We start from the raw sequence: 18,327 nt of genomic DNA on the forward strand, positions 1-18,327 counted from the left end.
CCTCAGTCGACGAGCAGCGCCGCGCACCAGACGTCGGTGATCGTGTCGATCGCACCGGCCCGGTCGGCCGCCCAGCCCCGCACCAGCCAGGTGTTGAGGAACAGCTCCAGGCCGCTGATCAGCAGCAGCGCGCGGGACTGCACGTCGGCGTCGTCGAAGCGCTTCCACAGGGCCGCGTTCGCGGTGAGCGCCGTGACGAAGCGGTGGTGGTAGTCGAGGTAGAACTCGTCGTAGCGCACCAGCCCGGAGCTCTGCACCCGCAACCGGTCACCGCTGTGCTCCCAGGTGGCGACGACGTTCTCGACCCACCCGCCGATGCTCGCCCGGGACCACTCTTCGAGAGCCCCGAAGTCGCGGTACAGCGACTCCGCGCGATCCCACATCTCGATGACGATCTCGCGGACGATCAGGTCCTTGCTCGGGAAGTACGAGTACAGGGTCGCCCGGCTCGCCCCCACCGCCTTCGCGATGTCGTCGATCGTGGTCTCGCGGAAGCCCCGCCGGCCGATCAGCTCGGCGGCGGCGTCGAGGATGGTCGCCCTCGTCTGGCGCTTCTGCTGCTCGCGCAGCGACGGACGCCGCTCGGGTCTGGAATCCATACTCCGAGTCTAGTATCCGTGAACTCGCGGAAGCCGCTGGCGGACAACCAGGACCACCTGCCCCCGGCACGGTTGTTCAGCGTTGTCCGGGTGCTTCGGGGATCCGCGGGCGAGGCGGGACTCACTCTTGATTAGTTCCAGAAAATGCGGCAGGCTCTGCGCGTGCCAACGACCACGGCGGATCTTGAGCGCATGTTGCGCAAGACTGCGCTTCGCGTGACCCGGCCTCGGGTCGCGGTGCTGTCCGCAGTGCGTGAGCATCCGCACGCCGATACGGACTCGATCGTCGGTGTCGTGCGCAGAGAACTCCCGAAGGTTTCCCGCCAGGCCGTCTACGACGTGCTGCGCGCGCTGACCGAAGTGGGTTTGCTGCGTCGCATCCAGCCGATGGGCTCCGTGGCCCGCTACGAGGCGCGAGTCGGGGACAACCACCACCATCTCGCGTGCCGGTCGTGCGGTGCCATCGTCGATGTCGATTGCGCCGTGGGAGCGGCCCCCTGCTTGGCCGCCTCCGATGCCCACGGCTTCACGATCGACGAGGCCGAGGTCATCTACTGGGGGCTGTGCTCCTCCTGCTCGTCCGACCCCACCGCTGAACAGAACAGCTGAACCTGAAAGGGAACTCCCGTGACTGACAGCCCTGACGCCGTTGTTGGAGACAACAAGGAGGCGAGCGCAGGCAAGTGCCCGGTCGCGCACGGGCGCGCGCCGCACCCGACCCAGGGCGGCGGGAACCGCCAGTGGTGGCCGAACCGGCTCAACCTCAAGATCCTCGCGAAGAACCCCCCGGTGGCCAACCCGCTGGGCGAGGAGTTCGACTACGCCGAGGAGTTCAAGACCCTCGACCTGCCCGCGGTCAAGCGGGACATCGAAGAGGTCCTGACCACCTCGCAGGACTGGTGGCCGGCCGACTTCGGTCACTACGGGCCGCTCATCATCCGGATGGCGTGGCACAGCGCGGGCACCTACCGCATCAGCGATGGCCGCGGTGGCGCCGGTGCCGGTCAGCAGCGCTTCGCGCCGCTGAACAGCTGGCCGGACAACGTCAACCTGGACAAGGCCCGCCGCCTGCTGTGGCCGGTCAAGAAGAAGTACGGCCAGAAGATCTCGTGGGCCGACCTGCTCATCCTGGCCGGCAACGTCGCGCTGGAGTCGATGGGCTTCAAGACCTTCGGCTTCGCCGGTGGGCGCGTGGACGTCTGGGAGCCCGACGAGGACGTCTACTGGGGCCCCGAGACCACGTGGCTCGACGACGAGCGCTACAGCGGTGACCGGGAGCTCGAGAACCCGCTGGCCGCGGTCCAGATGGGACTCATCTACGTCAACCCGGAGGGCCCCAACGGCAACCCGGACCCGATCGCCGCGGCCCGCGACATCCGCGAGACCTTCCGCCGCATGGCGATGAACGACGAGGAGACCGTCGCGCTGATCGCCGGCGGGCACACCTTCGGCAAGACCCACGGTGCGGCGCCGGACAGCAACCTGGCCGCCGACCCCGAAGGCGCCGCGCTCGAAGAGCAGGGCCTGGGCTGGAAGAACTCCTTCGGCACCGGAAAGGGCGCCGACACCATCACCAGCGGTCTCGAGGTCACGTGGACCTCGACGCCGACGAGGTGGACCACCAACTTCCTCTGGAACCTCTTCAGCTTCGAGTGGGAGCTGACGGAAAGCCCGGCCGGCGCGAAGCAGTGGAAGCCGAAGGGCGGCGCGGGCGAAGGCACGGTGCCGCACGCCCACGATTCGTCGAAGCGGATCGCGCCGAGCATGCTGACCACCGACCTCTCGCTGCGGTACGACCCGGTCTACGAGCCGATCGCGCGGCGCTTCATGGAGAACCCCGACCAGTTCGCCGACGCGTTCGCCCGGGCGTGGTTCAAGCTGACCCACCGCGACCTGGGGCCGAAGTCGCTCTACCTCGGCCCGGAGGTGCCCGAGGAGACCCTGCTGTGGCAGGACCCGCTCCCCGCGGTCGACCACGAGGTCATCGGCGCCGAGGACATCGCCGCCCTGAAGGCGCGGATCCTCGACTCGGACCTGAGCGTCTCGCAGCTGGTCTCGGCCGCGTGGGCGTCGGCCTCGACGTTCCGCGGCAGCGACAAGCGCGGTGGCGCCAACGGCGCGCGCATCCGCTTGGAGCCGCAGAAGGGGTGGGAGGTCAACAACCCCGACGAGCTGGCGAAGGTGCTGAGCACGCTGGAGGGCGTCCAGGAGTCGTTCAACGCCGCTCAGACCGGTGGCAAGAAGGTCTCGCTGGCCGACCTGATCGTCCTCGGTGGGGCTGCGGCCGTCGAGCAGGCGGCCAAGGCCGCGGGCTACGACGTCGAGGTGCCGTTCACGCCGGGCCGCGTGGACGCATCGCAGGAGCAGACCGACGCCGAGTCGTTCGCCGCGCTTGAGCCCGCCGCGGACGGGTTCCGCAACTACCAGGGCAAGGGCAACCGGCTGCCGGCCGAGTACCTGCTGCTCGACAAGGCGAACCTGCTCACGCTGAGCGCCCCGGAGATGACCGTGCTCGTCGGCGGTCTCCGCGTCCTCGGCGCGAACTACGACGGCTCGGCGCTCGGTGTCCTCACCGGCACCCCGGGCGAGCTGACCAACGACTTCTTCGTGAACCTGCTCGACCTGGGCACCACGTGGAAGCCGGTGTCGGAGGACGCCCAGTCCTTCGAGGCTCGCGACGACTCCGGCGAGGTCAAGTGGACCGGTAGCCGCGCCGACCTCGTCTTCGGCTCGAACTCCGAGCTGCGGGCGCTCGCGGAGGTCTACGCGAGCGACGACGCGAAGGAGAAGTTCGTGCGCGACTTCGTCGCCGCGTGGGACAAGGTCATGAACCTCGACCGGTTCGACCTCGCCTGATCCCGACCGCGCCAGCTCGCTTCTGACGAGCTGAAACGGTCCGAAGAGGACAGCGAGACCCCGTCCACCAGGACGGGGTCTCGCCGCTTCCGGCGCTACCGCTGGGATTCCAGGGCGCCCGACATGAGGCGGTGGATCACCTCGGTCAGCAGGTCGGTGCCCGCGCAGATGTCGTGATCGGGGGTGAACTCGCCTTCGTTGTGGGAAATGCCGTCGGCGCTGGGGACGAAGAGCATGACCGCGGGCGCGACGTCCTTCATGTTCACCGAATCATGACCGGCGATGGTCATCATGGTCCGGTGCCGGAGCCCCAGCTCGTCGGCCACCTCGGCGGCGAGATCCACCCCGGCCCGCGGGAAGGGCGCCACACCCCATCCGTGCGTCTGCACCACCTCGATGTCGACCGCCGCGCGCTCCTCGATGCCGGGGATGGACTCGGCGAGTTCTTTGGCCGCGTCGTCGAGGAAGGCCTCGTCGGGGGAGCGCAGGTCGACGTGCATCCGCACCTCGCGGGCCACCACCACCGGCGAGTTGGGCTCGATGTACATCTCGCTCACCGAGGTGTGCAGCGGGACGGCCACGGCCCGCTCCGCCAGTTCGCGCACGGCCACGACCAGGAGGGAAGCGCCGAACAGGGCGTCGCGCCGGTCCGCCATGATCGTCGATCCGGTGTGCGACTGCTCGCCGCGGACGATCACCTGGTACTTGCGCGCCGCCCAGGTCGAGCCGACGAGTCCGATCGTGGTGCCCGCGTTCTCGAGTTCTCGCCCCTGTTCGATGTGGATTTCGGCGTATGCGGCCAACTCCGGCCCGGCGTAGTCGCCGATCGTCCCGATCTCGCGGAGCGCGGCCCGCACCGAGGTCCCCGCCGGGTCGGTCGTGGCGAGCGCGGTCTCGGCGGGCAGCTTCCCGGTGAAGACCGCGCTGCCCATCATGCTCGGCTTGAACCGGGAACCCTCCTCGTTGAACCAGTTGACGACGGCGAGGTTGTAGCGCGGGGAAGCGCCGGAAGCCCTCCATCGCTCGACGGCTCGGTGCGCGGCGTGGGCTGCCGCCAGAACACCGTAGGCACCGTCGTAGCGGCCCCCGAGCGGCTGGCTGTCCAGGTGCGAACCGCTGAGGACGTACGGCGCGCCCGGCGTGAAGGTGAACAGGCCGAACTGGTTGCCCACGCCGTCATAGTGCACTTCGAAGCCGTGGCTGGTCAGCCACCGGTGCAGCCAGGCGCGCTGTTCGCCGTCGGCAGCGGTGGCGGCCTGGCGATCGACTCCGCCGCCGGGCGTCGCTCCGAACGCCGAGAGCGTCGCGAAGTCCTTCAGCAGTGCGGTGTTCTGCTCGTCCGGGGCAGGCGAGGCGGAGGCGCTTCTCATGATCAGGTCCTTCTGGGCGGGTTCGCAGTCGTCGCTGTTGTCGTGATCGTTCGGTGGGGCTCGTTCGTGCCGTCCATTCGACCCGAACCCGGGCCCGTGGGGAATTGCTGCCCGCCGCCGGAATCGGCGATTTCCTTGGGCGTATGCACAAGCCGCGGCGCAGCCGGTCAACCAGGGGCGACCTCGCCGTCCGCGCGTTCCCGGCAGGCCAGTGCGACCAGGACCGCGGCGGCGTGCTCCGGCCGGGTCACGTCGTGCCCGGTGAGCTCGGCGAACCGGTGCAGCCGGTTGAGCACGGTATTGCGGTGGCAGAAGACCTCGTTCGCGACCGCGTTGATCGAACCGGACCGGAGATACGCCCGCACGGTCTCCAGCAGGCGAGCCTGCTCGTGCGGCGTGCCGGCGGCCGGCGCGGGGAGCACCTCGTCCCGCAGGGCGGCCGCGACCTCGCCCAAGCGGGCGCCGACGACATGCGGCCACCGCTCGACGAGGTGGTGCGGCCGGCCGTCCTCGCCGCTGATCGTCGCGGCCACTTCCACGCTGATCCGCAGCGCCCGGGGCACGTCGGCGAGCCCGTTCGCGATCGGCCCGACGCCGCACGGCACGGAGTCGAGCCACCGCCCCGGTGTCCCCGGCACCCGGTTCGGCAGCTCGGCGATGAGCACCTGGCGCCGGTCGACGTCCTGCAGGTGGGCCGGCACGGACGTGGCCCGCAACCGGTCTGCCGCCTGGCGCAGCGGGCGCGGCGCGTCGACGGGGGCGGCCGCGACCAGGAAGTCGCCCTTCGCGTTCATGCCGAGCGCCTGCGCGACCTGCTCGACGACCTGCGGGTCACGTCCCCCGGCGGCCAGCAGCGAATCCACCAGGCGGTTTCGTTCGTCGTCGCGTTCCCTGGCCAGCACGGCGGCCTCGTTCTCGTAGGCCAGGTGCACCCGGGCGCTGTACTCCTCGACCACGTCCCAGACGCGAACGGTGTTGTGCACGAGGAGCGGGAGTTCGGACCGGTCCACCCGGCGCAGGAACGCCGACCACATCACCCGGAAGTCCAGTCGCACCGCGCGGAGCAGGACTTCCAGCGGGACGCCGAGGTGCGCGCGCCTGCGCCCGATCCGCTCGCAGGTGTCGCCGAGCCGCTGCGGCACGGGCAGCCCCGCGGCGGTGCGCAGGAGCAGTTCGATGCTGGCTTCGGCGTCCTCGCGCAGCTCCTCGCCCGGCACCGCGCCGCTGGCGTAGGGCTCGATCGCGCTCAGCTCCGCGATGAAGTCGTCGACCAGCTCGTCCAGGTCGTCCAGGCACGCGTGCACCAGGCCGCGCAGCGGGCCGCCCGGCGCGATATCGACGTCCGACATGTGTGTTCGCCCATTCCGTCGCGATCTTCCAGGTCGTCCGCCTCATTGTGCGGGAGTGCTCATCGGCGCCTGCGTGCCGATTCGGGGCGATCACCGTCCGCTGCTCGTGTGCATTTGCCCAAGCCGCTCCCGGGAAGTAGCGGCATTTCGTCATTGTGCCGGGGTGTCGGTGCGAGCACGCTGTCCGCACAGGATCACCGGGTTCCCACTGTGCAACGGAGTTCCGATGAGAAGTGCTGCTATGCGCGACGAACCGCGTGTGACCGATGCCGAGGCGCGGCGGATCGCCTTCGCCGCGTTCGTCGGGACCGCGCTCGAGTGGTACGACTACTTCCTCTACGGCACCGCCGCCTCGATCGTGTTCAACCGCCTGTACTTCGTCAGCGGCGATCCGGTGGTGGCCACGCTGGCCGCGTTCGCGTCGTTCGCGGTCGGGTTCGTCGCTCGCCCGATCGGCGCGGTGATCTTCGGCCACGTCGGTGACCGCCACGGGCGACGGGCGTCGCTGATCATCACGGTGACGATGATCGGGCTGGTGACGGCACTGATCGGGCTCCTGCCGGACTTCGCCGCGATCGGGGTCGCCGCCCCGGTCTTGCTGACGCTGCTCCGGGTGTTCCAGGGCATCGCGGTCGGCGGCGAATGGGGTGGGGCGGTGACGCTGGCCGTCGAGCACGCCCCGCCGGAGCACCGCGGCCGGTATGCGGCGCTGCCCCAGGTCGGCTCGCCGATCGGGACGCTCCTCTCGTCGGGGGCGTTCGCGCTGGTATCGCTGCTGCCCTCCGGCGCATTCGACTCCTGGGGATGGCGACTGCCGTTCCTGGCGGCCATCCCGCTGCTGTTCGTCGCCCTGTACCTGCGGCGGCGGATCGAGGAGTCTCCGCTGTTCACCGAGTTGCTCCAGCAGCAGGAGCGCGCGTCCTCGCCGGTCGTCGAGGTGCTGCGCAGGTCCTTCGGGCGGGTTCTGGTGGGCCTGTCCGCGTCGCTGCTCGGGGTCGGCGGGTTCTACCTCCTGACGACGTTCGCGATCAGCTACGGCACGGAAACGCTGCACCTGCCCCGCTCGTTGATGCTCGGGGCGACGCTCGTGGCGGCGGTGGTGGAGATCGCCATCCTGCTCGCCTTCGGGAGGCTCGCCGAGCGGTGGGGGCCGGGCAACGTGTGCGTGGTGGGCGGCATCGCCTCCGCGCTGGTCGCGTTCCCGGTGTTCTGGCTGATCGACACGAAGAACCCGGTCCTGGTCGTGCTGGCGATCACCGCGGGCGTGGCATGCCTGTCGGTGCCGTACGCGGTGGCGGGATCGCTGCTCACCGAACTGTTCCCGCCGCAGCTCCGCTACAGCGGTGTGTCGATCGCGTTCAACCTGGGCGGCGTGGTCAGCGGGTTCGTGCCGTTCGCGGCGACGGCGGTGCTGGCGGCGAGCGGGAAGCAGTCGTGGTCGGTGGCGCTGCTGCTCGTGGGACTGTCCGTGCTGACGGCCTTGGGCGGAGCGATCGGTGAGCGGCTGCGGATCGAGGACGACGTGAGCACCGCATGAGTCCGCTCGCTGGAGAGGCTGTTTTGAATGCGTTCGTGATGCCAGGGATCCCACAGCGAGAAGACACCTGAGGTTCCGCCAAACCCGGCTGTCTCTTGTGGACTTCAGCGGGTGTGGACCGAAACCGCGTAGTCGCCGTCGGTGAAGGGGGCCTGGTCCCAGGTGGCGAACCGGTCGGTCAGCGTGAGCCCGGCCGCCGCCGCGTGCGCGTCGTAGTCCGCGATCCGGTAGCCGCGGTCGAGGCTGAAACCGGCGATGAGCAGTCCCGCGGGGCGCACGTGGCGGGCCACGCCCGCCACGAGCGCCGCCTGCGTGCCGGGCGGGGTGAACAGCGGGACGTTGCCGGCCATGACGACCACGTCGAAGGTCCGTCCGAGGTCGAGCCCGGCCAGGTCGGCCTGGACCCAGGAGATCTCCGGGGCCAGGCGGCGGGCGGTGGTCAGCATCGAACCGTCGACGTCGGCCCCGACGACCTCGATGTCGTGCCGGGCCAGTTCGATCGCCACGCGGCCCGTCCCGCAACCGGCGTCGAGGACGCTCGCGGGGGAGAAGGAGCGGACGAAGCCCGCTTCGCCGTGGACATCCGCCCCGGAAGCCGCCAAGGCGTCGAAGCGCCGCTGGTAGTCCTCGCCGTCCCACTCGGCGGGTGCGGTGGCGGTGTCGCGTCCTTCAGGCATGGCTCGATCCTCGCATTCCCGGAGACCTGCGAGTACTACCGGCCTGCCGGCAGTACTCGCAGGTGGCGGTCACGGAACCGGATCTTCGGATCCTTCCCGGCGTGCGCTCGCCTGGTCGGCCTCCGGCGCCTTCTGCGTGCGCTGCTCGGCTTCCAGTCGCTCGGCTTCCTCGCCGCCGATCGCCTCACCGCGGGCGACGAGCCCGGCGACGTCCGAGAGCGGGATCTGCTTGAGGACCAGGGCGAGCAGGAAGGCGATGCCGATGAACGGCAGCAGGTACCAGAACACGGGCGCGAGGGCGTCGGCGTAGGCCGCGACAACGCCGTCGCGGAGCTGCTCGGGGAGCTGGCTCAGCGTCTTGGGGTCGAGCGTCGCGGTCGCGGTCGAGGCGTCCGCCGCCGAGGCGCCGGAGGCGGTGAAGACGCCGGTGAGGTTCTCGGTGAGGCGGGTGGTGAAGATCGTGCCGAACACCGCGGTGCCGAGCGCGGCACCGACCTCGCGGAAGTAGTTGTTGGTGCTGGTCGCGGTGCCGATCATGGCGGGCGGGACCGCGTTCTGCACGACCAGCACGACCACCTGCATGATCAGGCCGAGGCCGGCGCCGAAGATGAACAGGTAGACGCAGATCAGCCAGATCGGGGTGTCGGCGGCGAGCGTCGTCATCAGGACCATGGCGACGGCGGTGATGATCGTGCCGACGATCGGGAAGATCCGGTAGCGGCCGGTCCTGGTGATCGCCGTGCCCGAGGCGATCGAGGTGCCGAGGAGACCCACCATCATCGGCAGGAGCAGCAGTCCGGAGGCGGCCGCCGAGGTGCCCGACGACATCTGCAGGAACGTCGGCACGAAGCCGATGGCGGCGAACATGCCGAGGCCCAGCGCGAGGCCGATCGCGGTGGCGTTCACGAAGATCGGGTTGCGGAACAGGCTCAGCGGGATGATCGGGTCCGCGGCGCGCGCCTCGGTGATGACGAACGCGACCGTCGCGGCGAGCAGGCCGAGGCCCCAGGCCCACGTCTCGACCGCGGTCCAGCCGTGCGCCTTGTCGCCGCCGAAGTCGGTGAAGAAGATGAGGCACGTCGTGGCGATGGAGAGGAACACGACGCCGAGGACGTCGACCGGCTGGGTCGCCTTCTTGTTCGGCAGGGTCAGCGCGACGAGCGCGATGACGAAGGCGGCGATGCCGACCGGGATGTTGATGTAGAACGCCCACTGCCAGGTGAGGTGGTCGACGAAGAACCCGCCGAGCAGGGGCCCGCCGACGGCCGACAGGCCGAAGATGCCGCCGAGCGGGCCGAGGTACTTGCCGCGCTCGTTGGCGGGCACGATGTCGGCGATGATCGCCTGCGACAGGATCATGAGCCCGCCGCCGCCGAGGCCCTGCATGGCCCGGAACACCACGAACGCCCAGAAGTCCGTGGCGAACGCGCAGCCCACCGAGGCGAGCGTGAACAGCGCGATCGCGACGAGGAACAGCCGGCGGCGGCCGAGGACGTCGCCGAACTTGCCGTAGATCGGCATGACGATCGTGGTCGCGAGCAGGTAGGCGGTGGTGATCCACACCTGGTGCTCGACGCCGCCGAGATCGCCGACGATGGTCGGCATGGCGGTCGCGACGATCGTCTGGTCGAGGCTGGACAGCAGCATGCCCGCGATGAGCGCGCTGAAGATGATCCAGATCCGCCGCTGCGTCAGCAGTAACGGGGCGGGCGCGGTGGTGGTCATGACTTCCGTTCGAGGTTCGGCGCGAAGAGCTCGCGGACGGCGGCCAGCCGGCGGGCGAGGATCTCCGCGAAGGAGTCGGAGTTCGACAGGGTGAGGAATTCCCGCACGGCGGCCGCGACCAGGGCGCGGATGACCTGCACTGCGGCGGCGGCGCGGAGATCACCGGGAGCGAGGCCCTCGCGCTGCTCGACGAGTTCCACGTCGGACTGCTCGTCGAGCTGCATCTTCTCGACGAACCGGGTGAGCAGCCGGGGCTCGCGCTCGAACACGGCGAGGACGTCGCGGATGCTCTCGGCCGTGATGTCCGCGCGTTCCCAGCGCTGCACCGCCAACTCGGCGAGCTCGTCGAGCAGGGTCGGCGAGAGTCCAGGGCGCGGGGAGGTGCCGTGCGCCAGGAACTGGTCCGTGAGCGCCTCGTCGTCCTTGCGTGCGGTGATTCCCAGGACAGCGTCGTCCTTGGAAGCGAAGTAGTTGAAGAAGGTGCGGCGGGAGATGTCGACCTGCTCGCAGACTTCCTCGACGGTGAACCCGGACAGCCCGCGTTCGGCGGTCAGCCGGAGGGCGACGGAGGTCACCTGAGCAGCGGTCGCGGCCATGCGCCGCTCGCGAAGGTTAGTTGCACGATTCATCTCATAGTGCAGTATTGCACCCTCGGTTGCACAGTGCATCAATACCCACTGTGCTCTCGACCGCACCCAACCTGGGGGCAGCTGACACGCCCGCGTTCCAGGTCCCCGGTCGGGAGCACTTGCGCGAGGCGGAGTTCGTGACGGGCTTCGAGGTGCACATGGGAATCGTGCCCTGTCTGCGGCAATGAGTGGCGGCGACGGCATGCGTGACTCGGCCCAGCGAGGGGGCTCGCTGGGCCGGGCCGGGTCAGGCGTTCCAGGTCAGGGGGAGTTTCTCCACTTCGTAGATGTTCGAGTTGGTGTGCATCGGGACTTCTTCCACGGGGATCGCCAGGTTCAGGTCCGGGAATCGGGTGACCAGTGCCGGGAGCGCCGTTCGCAGCTCTATTCGTGCGAGGTGCTGGCCGAGGCACTGGTGGACGCCGTGGACGAAGGTGAGGTGTCCCGCCGCGTTGCGGCGCAGGTCCAGGGCGTCCGGGTCGGGGAACTTGGCCGGGTCTCGGTTGGCCGCGTCCATGGAGACGGTGACGCTTTCGCCCGCCTTGATCAGGCGGCCGTCGATTTCGGCGTCTTCCAGTGCGGCTCGCACCGTGCAGGGGCCGATTCCGGTGTAGCGCAGCAGTTCCTCGACCGCTCCGTCGGCGAGGTCCGGGTCGTTGCGCAGGGCGGCGAGCTGGTCGGGGTTGATCAGCAGGGCGAAGGTGGCCATCCCGATCACGCTCGCCGTGGTGTGCAGGCCCGCGAACAGGAGGAAGGCGCCGAGCCCGAACAGCTCCTCGTCGGTCAGATCGCTGGTCGTCAGTTCGCTGAGGACGTCGTCGGTGGGGTTGGCGCGCTTTGCCAGGACGAGCTCGCTGATGTAGTCCTGCAGCCCCTTCATCGCGGCGATCTGGTCCTCCGGGGTGGCCCCGTCCCGCAGCACCACGCCTTCGGCGAGGTGCTGGAACTTCTCGTGGTCGGTGTAGGGGACGCCCAGCAGCTCGCAGATCACCAGCGCCGGAATCGGCCGCGCGTACAACTCCATGAGGTCCGCCGGAGAACCCTGCCGCCGCATCGCGTCCAGGCGCGCCGCGGTGAACTCCGCCACCCGCTCCGCCAGCAGGCGGATCCGGCGCGGGGTGAACTTCCCGGCCAGCAGCCTGCGATAGCGGGTGTGCTCCGGCCCGTCCAATCCGAGGAAGTCCCCCGGCGATGCGGGAGGTGACGGCTCGGTGATACCGGGCATCGGCATGTGCAGCAGCTCGTACCGGTTGCTGAACCCGGGATGAGCGAGCACGGCGCGGGCCTGGTCGTAGCCGGTCGCCAGCCAGCCCTCGTGCCCGTCCGGGTAGGTCATCCGCACCAGCGGCTGTTCCTCGCGCAGGCGAACGAGCTCCGGAGGCAGGTGGAACGGGTGCTCGGGAGACCGCTGGAACAGCAGCTCCAGCTTGGTGAAAGGTTCTGCCATCATCGAATTCCTCCTACTGGTAAGGGATTTCGCAGCATGCGGCGTGCGGTGCGGACGCCGCGGGGGTGGTTCCAGCCGATGGCGGCGGTGACCCCGTCGTCGCCTTCGGCCAGCGCGAGGAAGCGGCCCTCGCGGGGATCGCCTTCGGCGATCCGGATCCGCGCTTGCGGCGTGATGACGCCGTGCACCTGGATCTTGGTGTCGTACTGGTCCGACCAGAAGTACGGGATCGGGCTGTACCGGCGGTTACCGCCGAGGATGTTGTCGGCGACGACCAGGGCCTGTTCCGTGGCATTGGTGCGGGTTTCCAGCCGCGCGGTGGCGCCGGTGCCGGGGTCCTGCCAGCGGGCGACGTCGCCGACCGCGTACACGTCGTCGGCGGCGCGCAACGAGGCGTCGCAGCCCACCCCGTCGTCCAGGCGCAGGCCGCTGTCCGCCAGCCATCCGGTGGCGGAGGTGGACCCGGTCGCCAGCACCGCGAGATCGGCCTCGACGACCTCGCCCGAGGTCAGTTCCACCCCGGAGGTCTTGCCGTCCGCACCGGTGAGGCGGGAGGCGCCGACGCCGGTGCGCAGCCGCACGCCGCGCGATTCGTGCAGTGCGGCGACGTGACCGCCGAGCTCGGCCCCGAGTTGCAACGCCATCGGCACCGGTCCCGGATCGATGAGCGTCACCTGCTTGCCGAGCGCGCAGCAGGCGGCCGCTACCTCGCAGCCGAGGACTCCCGCGCCGATCACCGCGACTCGCCGTGCGGTCTGGAGGGCCTGCTTGAGGCGGAGCGCGTCGTCCAGCGTCCGGAGGGTGTGCGCGCCGGCGAAGCCGGCCGGTCGGCGCGGCACCAGGCCGGTCACGATCACCAGCGCCCCGTACGACAGGGCCTTGCCCCGGTCCAGCGCGACCGTGCGGGTGTCGAGCCGGAGCCGCTCGGCGCGGTGGCCGAGCAGCCAGTCCACTCCCAGTTCGTCCAGCCCGCCGGCGGGGCGCAGGTGGACCGCCTCCGCGGACCACCGTCCGATGAGGACTTCCTTGGACAGCGGCGGCCGGTCGTAGGGCGGACGCGGTTCTTCGCCGACGATCCTGATCCGGCCGGTGAATCCCTTGCGGCGCAAGGCCTCCGCCACGGTCAGGCCGCCCACGGACGCGCCCACGATCAGCACGTCATCGGGGATGGTCACGACGTCTCCTCGATGCGGATCGCAGCAGCGGGGCACAGCATCGCGGCTTCCCGCACCGCATCGTGCAGGTCGGCACGCGGTGCCGGGTCGAGCAGCACCACGACACCGTCCTCGTCGCGCTGGTCGAACACCTCCTCGGCGGCGAGCACGCACTGGCCGCCGCCGGTGCACTTCACCTGGTCCACGGTGATCTTCATGTTGAGCTCCAATGGGTTCGGGTTCTTACGTCAGACCTCTGCGGTGACCTGCTGAGGAGCGGGGGCGGTGCGGCCCTTCATGACGAGGCGGGCGAGCACGGCGGCGGCGAGCACGAGCGCGGCGGTGGCCCAGCAGGTGATCGCCATGCCCGAGCTGAACGCCTCGCGAGCGGCGTGCGCGAGCCCGGCATCGCCCAGTGCGAGCGCATCGCCGATCGAGGTGCGGGCCGGTTCTGGTGCGGTCGCGGGCATCGCGGAGGTGTAGTTCGCGGCCAGAACGCTGCCGAGGACGGCGATCCCGAGGGCTCCGCCGGCCTGCTGCATGGTGTCGTTCACCGCGGATCCGACGCCCGCGTGCTCCGGCGGAACGGCGTTCATGAGCGCCGCGACGGCGGCGGGCTGCGCGAGACCGGCCCCGATGCCGAACACCGTCAGCGCCGATGCCACCGCGACAACACCGCTGTCCGGGGAAAGGCTCCCCAGCAAGGCGAATCCGGCGGCCACCACGGTCAGCCCCACCGCGGTCATGGTCCGGTTGCCGATCTTGTCGCCGAGGGTGGCGCCGAGGGCGTTGGTCAGGATGGTGGCCAACGCGATGGGCACCATCATCGCGCCCGCCTGGGTCGGGGTGTAGCCGAGGACGAACTGCAGGTACTGGGTGAACACCAGGACCAGCCCGCCGAATCCGACCTGCGTCAGGACCAGCGCGAAGCTGCCGCCGGAGAAATCGCGGTCCCGGTACAGCGCGAGCGGGACCATCGGGGACGCCGTCCTGGTCTCCCAGATCGCGAACGCGATCAGGACGACCACGGCCACCGCGAGCCGGGCGAGGGTGGCCGGGTGGGTCAGGCCGGTGACCGGGAGTTCGATGATCGCCCACACCAGCGCGGTCAGCCCGAGCATCGACAAGACCGCGCCGAGCGGGTCGGCCCGGCGGGCGGGCGCCCGGGATTCGGGCATCAGGACCAGCGCGGCGATGATCGCCAGGACCGCGATCGGGACGTTGATGAGGAAGACCGAACCCCAGCCGAAGCCGGTGACCAGCACCCCGCCGAGGATGGGCCCGCCGATCATGCCGACCATCAGCACCGACGACCAGACCGAGGTGGCCTTGCGCCGCTCCTCGTCGTCGAACACCGTGATCAGGATCGACAGCGTGCTCGGCAGCACCAGCGCGCAGCCCACGCCCATCAGGGCGCGGTAGGCGATCAGCTCACCCGAGCTCGCCGCGCCGGCGGCCAGCAGCGAGGCCAGCCCGAACAGGGCCAGGCCGATGATCATCACCCGCCGTCGTCCGTACCGGTCCGACAGGCTGCCCGCGGTGGTCAGGATGTAGGCGTCGCCGATCCACTGGATGTCCTGGGAGTCCGCCCCCAGGTCCTGGACCAGCACCGGGATCGCGACCGTGAGCACCTGGTTGTCGATCGTCAGGACCAGGGTGCTCAGGCACAGCACGACCAGGACGAGCCAGCGTCGTGGGTTGCGTTGCGTTTTCGACACGCCGGCAACAGTGCCGACCGGCGATGACAGCCGTCTGACAGCGGCCTGACAGCCCGGCCGCGCCGCTGTCAGGCCGTGTAAGCGGTCAACCGGTCGAGCGCTTCATGACGCGGCATGTCGGCGCCCCGGCGGTACGCCTCGTCGTACTCGGCCTCGCCGAGGCGCCGCGCGAGTTCGGCGACGAGCTCGCGCAGTTCCGGGTCGCCGTGGTCGAACGCGCCGCGGATGGTCCGGCTCATCCCCAGTGCGGTGGCCGCGCCGACCGGGTCGCCTTCCAGGTGCAGCAGCATCGCGAGCTGCTGGGCGGCCGGTGCGATGTCCCGGTGGGCGAATGCTGCGGAAACGGCGCTGGGAAGCAGTTCGCGTGCCGCCGCAGCGTCGCCCGCTGCGAGCCGGTTCGTCATCTTCGCCGAGGCGATCCGGGCCTCGATCGCCTCGGCGGGCAGCGGCGTCTCGCGGGCCAGCAGCGCCATCCGGTCGAGCTCCCGGTCCGCGCGGTCCGGATGTCCCGAGCGGCGGTGGAACTCGGCCATGGCGACCAGGGTTTCGGCCTCCAGCAACCGCTGGCCGCGGTCCCGGGCCTCTCGCTCGGCGGCGTCGATGTCGCGCCGGGCGCCGTCGAGATCGCCGCTGCGCATCCGTTCGGTGGCGAGCCCGACCCGGTAGGAGAACGCGTCCTGCGGGGTCAGCGCGAGGCTCCGTTCGAAGGCGGCGATCGCTTCGTCGTGGTCGCCGCCGACGGAGTGCACCTGCGCCTGGCCGGACAGCACCATCGCCGTCCACAGGCGGTCACCGGTCTCCTCGAACCCGCGCAACGCGTGCGCCAGCGCCGTCGAGCAGCCGCCCCAGTCGCCGCGATCGCGGCGGATGAACGCTTCCACCATGAACGTGCATGCGGTGGCCCACCGATCGGATCGGGCGCGCACCTCCCGCATCTGGCGTGCGACCAGCTCGTCCAGGCCGAGGAAGTGCCCCATCGGCAGGGTCACCATCAGCAGCACCGGGTAGCGCTGGAGCGCTCCCGTGCGCGCGCAGTCCTCGATCAGGGCATGAGTCCGCTCGGCGTCGGCCTTCGGCCCGCTGTCGCCGGCCAGCAGGTGGATCGCGGTGAACGCGGCGCGGGCGTCCTCGGGCAGCGCGTCGCCGAACTCGACCACCCTGGCCACGTAGTTGTCGGACCGCGCGTCGTAGCGCAGGGAGTTCCAGTACCAGTACAGCGGGCCGAGGATCTGGACCGCGGTGCCCGGATCCCCGTCGTCGATGGCCGAGCGCAGTGCGAACATCAGGTTGTCGTACTCGGCGTCGAAGATCAGCAGGGACTCCGGCTGCCGGGCGGAGCGCAGCAGCGGCTCGTGCTCCTCGGCCAACCCGGCGAAGTAGCGCGTGAAACGTCCCCGGACCTGCTCTTCTTCCCCGGCCTGCCGGAGTTTGTGCGCCGCGTGGGCCCGAATGCTCTCCAGCATCCGGTACCCGTTCCCGGCCTGTTCCACGATGGACTTCTCGACCAGTGCATCGAGCACGTAGCCGACGTCGTCGGCAGGCAGGTCCACCGCATCCGAGCACACCGCCTCCGCCGCGTCGCCACCGGCCGCTGCGGGGAACACCGACATGCGTCGTGCCAGCAGCCTTTCCTGCTCGGTCAGCAGGTCCCAGCTCCACTCGATCACCGCGTGCAGGGTGCGCTGGCGCGGCTGAGCACCCCGGTTTCCCGTGGACAGCAACCGGAACCGGTCGTCGAGCCGCCGCTCGATCTGCTCGGGGCTCATCGCCCGCAGCCGCGCAGCGGCCAGTTCCAGGGCGAGCGGCAGGCCGTCCAGCCTGCGCACCACGTTCACCACCGACTCCACAGTGGACATGTTCAGCTCGAAACCCGGCCGCACGGCCGCCGCGCGGTCGACGAACAGCCGCACCGCGGCGGACCCGGACGCCTCCGCCGGATCCGCGCGGTGCCGCGGCAGGTCGAGGGGCCCGAGGCGGCACAGCGCCTCGCCCATGACCTCCAGCGACTCCCGGCTGGTGGCGAGGACGGCCAGCTGCGGCTGGCGCTCCAGCAGCTGCCGGGCGAATTCCGCGGCGGCCCCGACCACGTGCTCGCAGTTGTCCAGGACGAGCACGGCCTCTCCGCCACCGAGCAGCTCGACGACCCGGTCCAGCGGATCGCCCGGGCCGCCGCCGGAGAGCCGGCCGTCCGGGGAGCTGAGCACGCCGAGCACCGCGTCGGCCACGCTGCCGGGTCCGCTCACCCCGGCGAGCGGGACCAGCCACAACCGGCCGCGCCGGTGGGCCCGGTGCCGGGACGCCGCCTCCACCGCCAGCCGGGTCTTGCCCACGCCGCCGGGGCCGAGGACCGTGACCAGCCGGGAGGTTTCCATCAACTCGGCGAGCAGCTCCAACTCGTCATCCCGGCCGACGAACGTGGTCAGCGGCGCGGGCAGGCGGCCCGGTGCCGACTCGGGCCGTGCCGCCGTGCGGTCCGTTCCGCCGCGCAGCACGGCCAGGTGCGCCGCCCGCACCTCGGCCGAAGGATCGACGCCGAGCTCGTCGGCGAGCGTGCTGCGGAGTTCCTCGTGCACGGCCAGGGCATCGGCCTGGCGGCCGGCCGCGTGCAGCGCGCGCATGCGCAGCGCGGCCAGCCGTTCCCGGAGCGGGTGCTCTGCGGAGAGCGTCTCCAGGTCGGCGAGGATCTCGGCGTGGTGGCCGAGTCGCAGCTCCGCATCGAAACGGTCTTCGACGGCTCCGATCCGGAGTTCCTCCAGGCGCGCGCCGGCCCTGGTGGCGAACGGGGCGTCGAGCACGTCGGAGAAGGCGGTGCCCTGCCACAGGGCGAGCGCGGCGCCTAGCGATGAGGCCGCTTCGCGCGGCACGTCCGCTGCTAGTTCCCGCCTGCCCCGCGCGGCCATCTCCTCGAACCGGTGCGCGTCGACGTTCTCCGCGGGCACCGCGAGCCGGTAGCCCGTCCGCGTCGACTCCAGCGTCCCGGCGTCCCCCAACGCCTTTCGCAGCCGGTACACCACTGCGTGCAATGCGTTGACCGCGTCCGCCGGCGGATCGTCGTACCAGAGGTCGTCGATGAGCGAACCGGTCGGCACGATCTCGCCCGCGGTCAGCGCGAGCCTCGCCAGCAGCATGCGCGGCCCGGCGCCCGGGACGCGGATCGGCGTCCCGTCCTCCGCGCAGGCCCCGACCGGCCCGAGCACTGTCACCCGCATGGTCCCCAGTCCTTCACAACGCCCCTCGTCCCCGAGAGTGGCAAGCCACGCCGCGGG

At 70.7% G+C, this 18,327-nt stretch carries 14 protein-coding genes; 3 read left to right on the top strand and 11 right to left on the bottom strand.

What is annotated here, in order from left to right; translation table 11 throughout:
- Positions 1-2 precede the first annotated feature (2 nt).
- Entirely contained in the window at positions 3-599 is a 597-nt protein-coding gene (locus ACWEV3_RS14235) for a TetR/AcrR family transcriptional regulator (protein ID WP_452614256.1), read from the bottom strand.
- A gap of 192 nt (positions 600-791) precedes the next feature.
- Here ACWEV3_RS14235 and ACWEV3_RS14240 point away from each other — a divergent pair, with 192 nt between their 5' ends.
- Positions 792-1,208: a Fur family transcriptional regulator gene (locus ACWEV3_RS14240; RefSeq protein WP_452614434.1), complete on the top strand. Its 417-nt coding sequence runs from the start codon at positions 792-794 to the stop codon at positions 1,206-1,208.
- Between the two features lie 18 nt (positions 1,209-1,226).
- Positions 1,227-3,455, top strand: coding sequence for a catalase/peroxidase HPI (gene katG, locus ACWEV3_RS14245; protein WP_452614257.1), 2,229 nt, complete (start codon positions 1,227-1,229; stop codon positions 3,453-3,455).
- 95 nt (positions 3,456-3,550) lie between these two features.
- On the opposite strand, the gene ACWEV3_RS14250 is transcribed toward katG, so the two are convergent.
- Positions 3,551-4,825 carry a M20 family metallo-hydrolase gene (locus tag ACWEV3_RS14250; RefSeq protein WP_452614258.1) on the bottom strand — a complete coding sequence of 425 codons (1,275 nt, stop codon included), beginning with the start codon at positions 4,823-4,825 and terminating at the stop codon, positions 3,551-3,553.
- Positions 4,826-4,992: 167 nt separating this feature from the next.
- A complete protein-coding gene (locus ACWEV3_RS14255; protein ID WP_452614259.1) occupies positions 4,993-6,174 on the bottom strand; it encodes a PucR family transcriptional regulator in 1,182 nt (393 codons plus the stop codon).
- A gap of 226 nt (positions 6,175-6,400) precedes the next feature.
- On the opposite strand from ACWEV3_RS14255, the gene ACWEV3_RS14260 reads away from it, so the two are divergent.
- Positions 6,401-7,711, top strand: a complete 1,311-nt coding sequence (locus ACWEV3_RS14260; RefSeq protein ID WP_452614260.1) for an MFS transporter — start codon at positions 6,401-6,403, stop codon at positions 7,709-7,711.
- A 104-nt stretch (positions 7,712-7,815) separates the two neighbouring features.
- Here ACWEV3_RS14260 and ACWEV3_RS14265 read toward each other — a convergent pair whose 3' ends face one another.
- The 8 genes from ACWEV3_RS14265 to ACWEV3_RS14300 all read right to left on the bottom strand — a co-directional run bounded on the left by ACWEV3_RS14265 (position 7,816) and on the right by ACWEV3_RS14300 (position 18,270).
- Positions 7,816-8,388 (bottom strand): class I SAM-dependent methyltransferase, encoded by a 573-nt coding sequence (locus ACWEV3_RS14265; protein ID WP_452614261.1) that lies wholly within the window; start codon positions 8,386-8,388, stop codon positions 7,816-7,818.
- Between the two features lie 69 nt (positions 8,389-8,457).
- Positions 8,458-10,113, bottom strand: a complete 1,656-nt coding sequence (locus ACWEV3_RS14270; protein WP_452614262.1) for an MDR family MFS transporter — start codon at positions 10,111-10,113, stop codon at positions 8,458-8,460.
- Complete coding sequence (locus ACWEV3_RS14275; RefSeq protein ID WP_452614263.1) at positions 10,110-10,709, bottom strand: TetR/AcrR family transcriptional regulator; 600 nt, start codon at positions 10,707-10,709, stop codon at positions 10,110-10,112. The genes ACWEV3_RS14270 and ACWEV3_RS14275 overlap by 4 nt, the downstream gene beginning before the upstream one ends.
- Before the next feature lie 280 nt (positions 10,710-10,989).
- On the bottom strand, positions 10,990-12,189 hold the full coding sequence (locus ACWEV3_RS14280; RefSeq protein WP_452614435.1) for a cytochrome P450: 1,200 nt from the start codon (positions 12,187-12,189) through the stop codon (positions 10,990-10,992).
- Positions 12,189-13,364 carry an NAD(P)/FAD-dependent oxidoreductase gene (locus ACWEV3_RS14285; RefSeq protein ID WP_452614264.1) on the bottom strand — a complete coding sequence of 392 codons (1,176 nt, stop codon included), beginning with the start codon at positions 13,362-13,364 and terminating at the stop codon, positions 12,189-12,191. Before ACWEV3_RS14285 ends, ACWEV3_RS14280 begins: the two co-directional genes overlap by 1 nt.
- Positions 13,361-13,561, bottom strand: a complete 201-nt coding sequence (locus ACWEV3_RS14290) for a ferredoxin (protein WP_452614265.1) — start codon at positions 13,559-13,561, stop codon at positions 13,361-13,363. Before ACWEV3_RS14290 ends, ACWEV3_RS14285 begins: the two co-directional genes overlap by 4 nt.
- A gap of 30 nt (positions 13,562-13,591) precedes the next feature.
- Positions 13,592-15,061 carry an MFS transporter gene (locus ACWEV3_RS14295; protein ID WP_452614266.1) on the bottom strand — a complete coding sequence of 490 codons (1,470 nt, stop codon included), beginning with the start codon at positions 15,059-15,061 and terminating at the stop codon, positions 13,592-13,594.
- A gap of 68 nt (positions 15,062-15,129) precedes the next feature.
- Positions 15,130-18,270, bottom strand: a complete 3,141-nt coding sequence (locus ACWEV3_RS14300) for a BTAD domain-containing putative transcriptional regulator (protein WP_452614267.1) — start codon at positions 18,268-18,270, stop codon at positions 15,130-15,132.
- Positions 18,271-18,327 lie beyond the last annotated feature (57 nt).

This window comes from Saccharopolyspora sp. NPDC003752 (genome assembly GCF_053605825.1).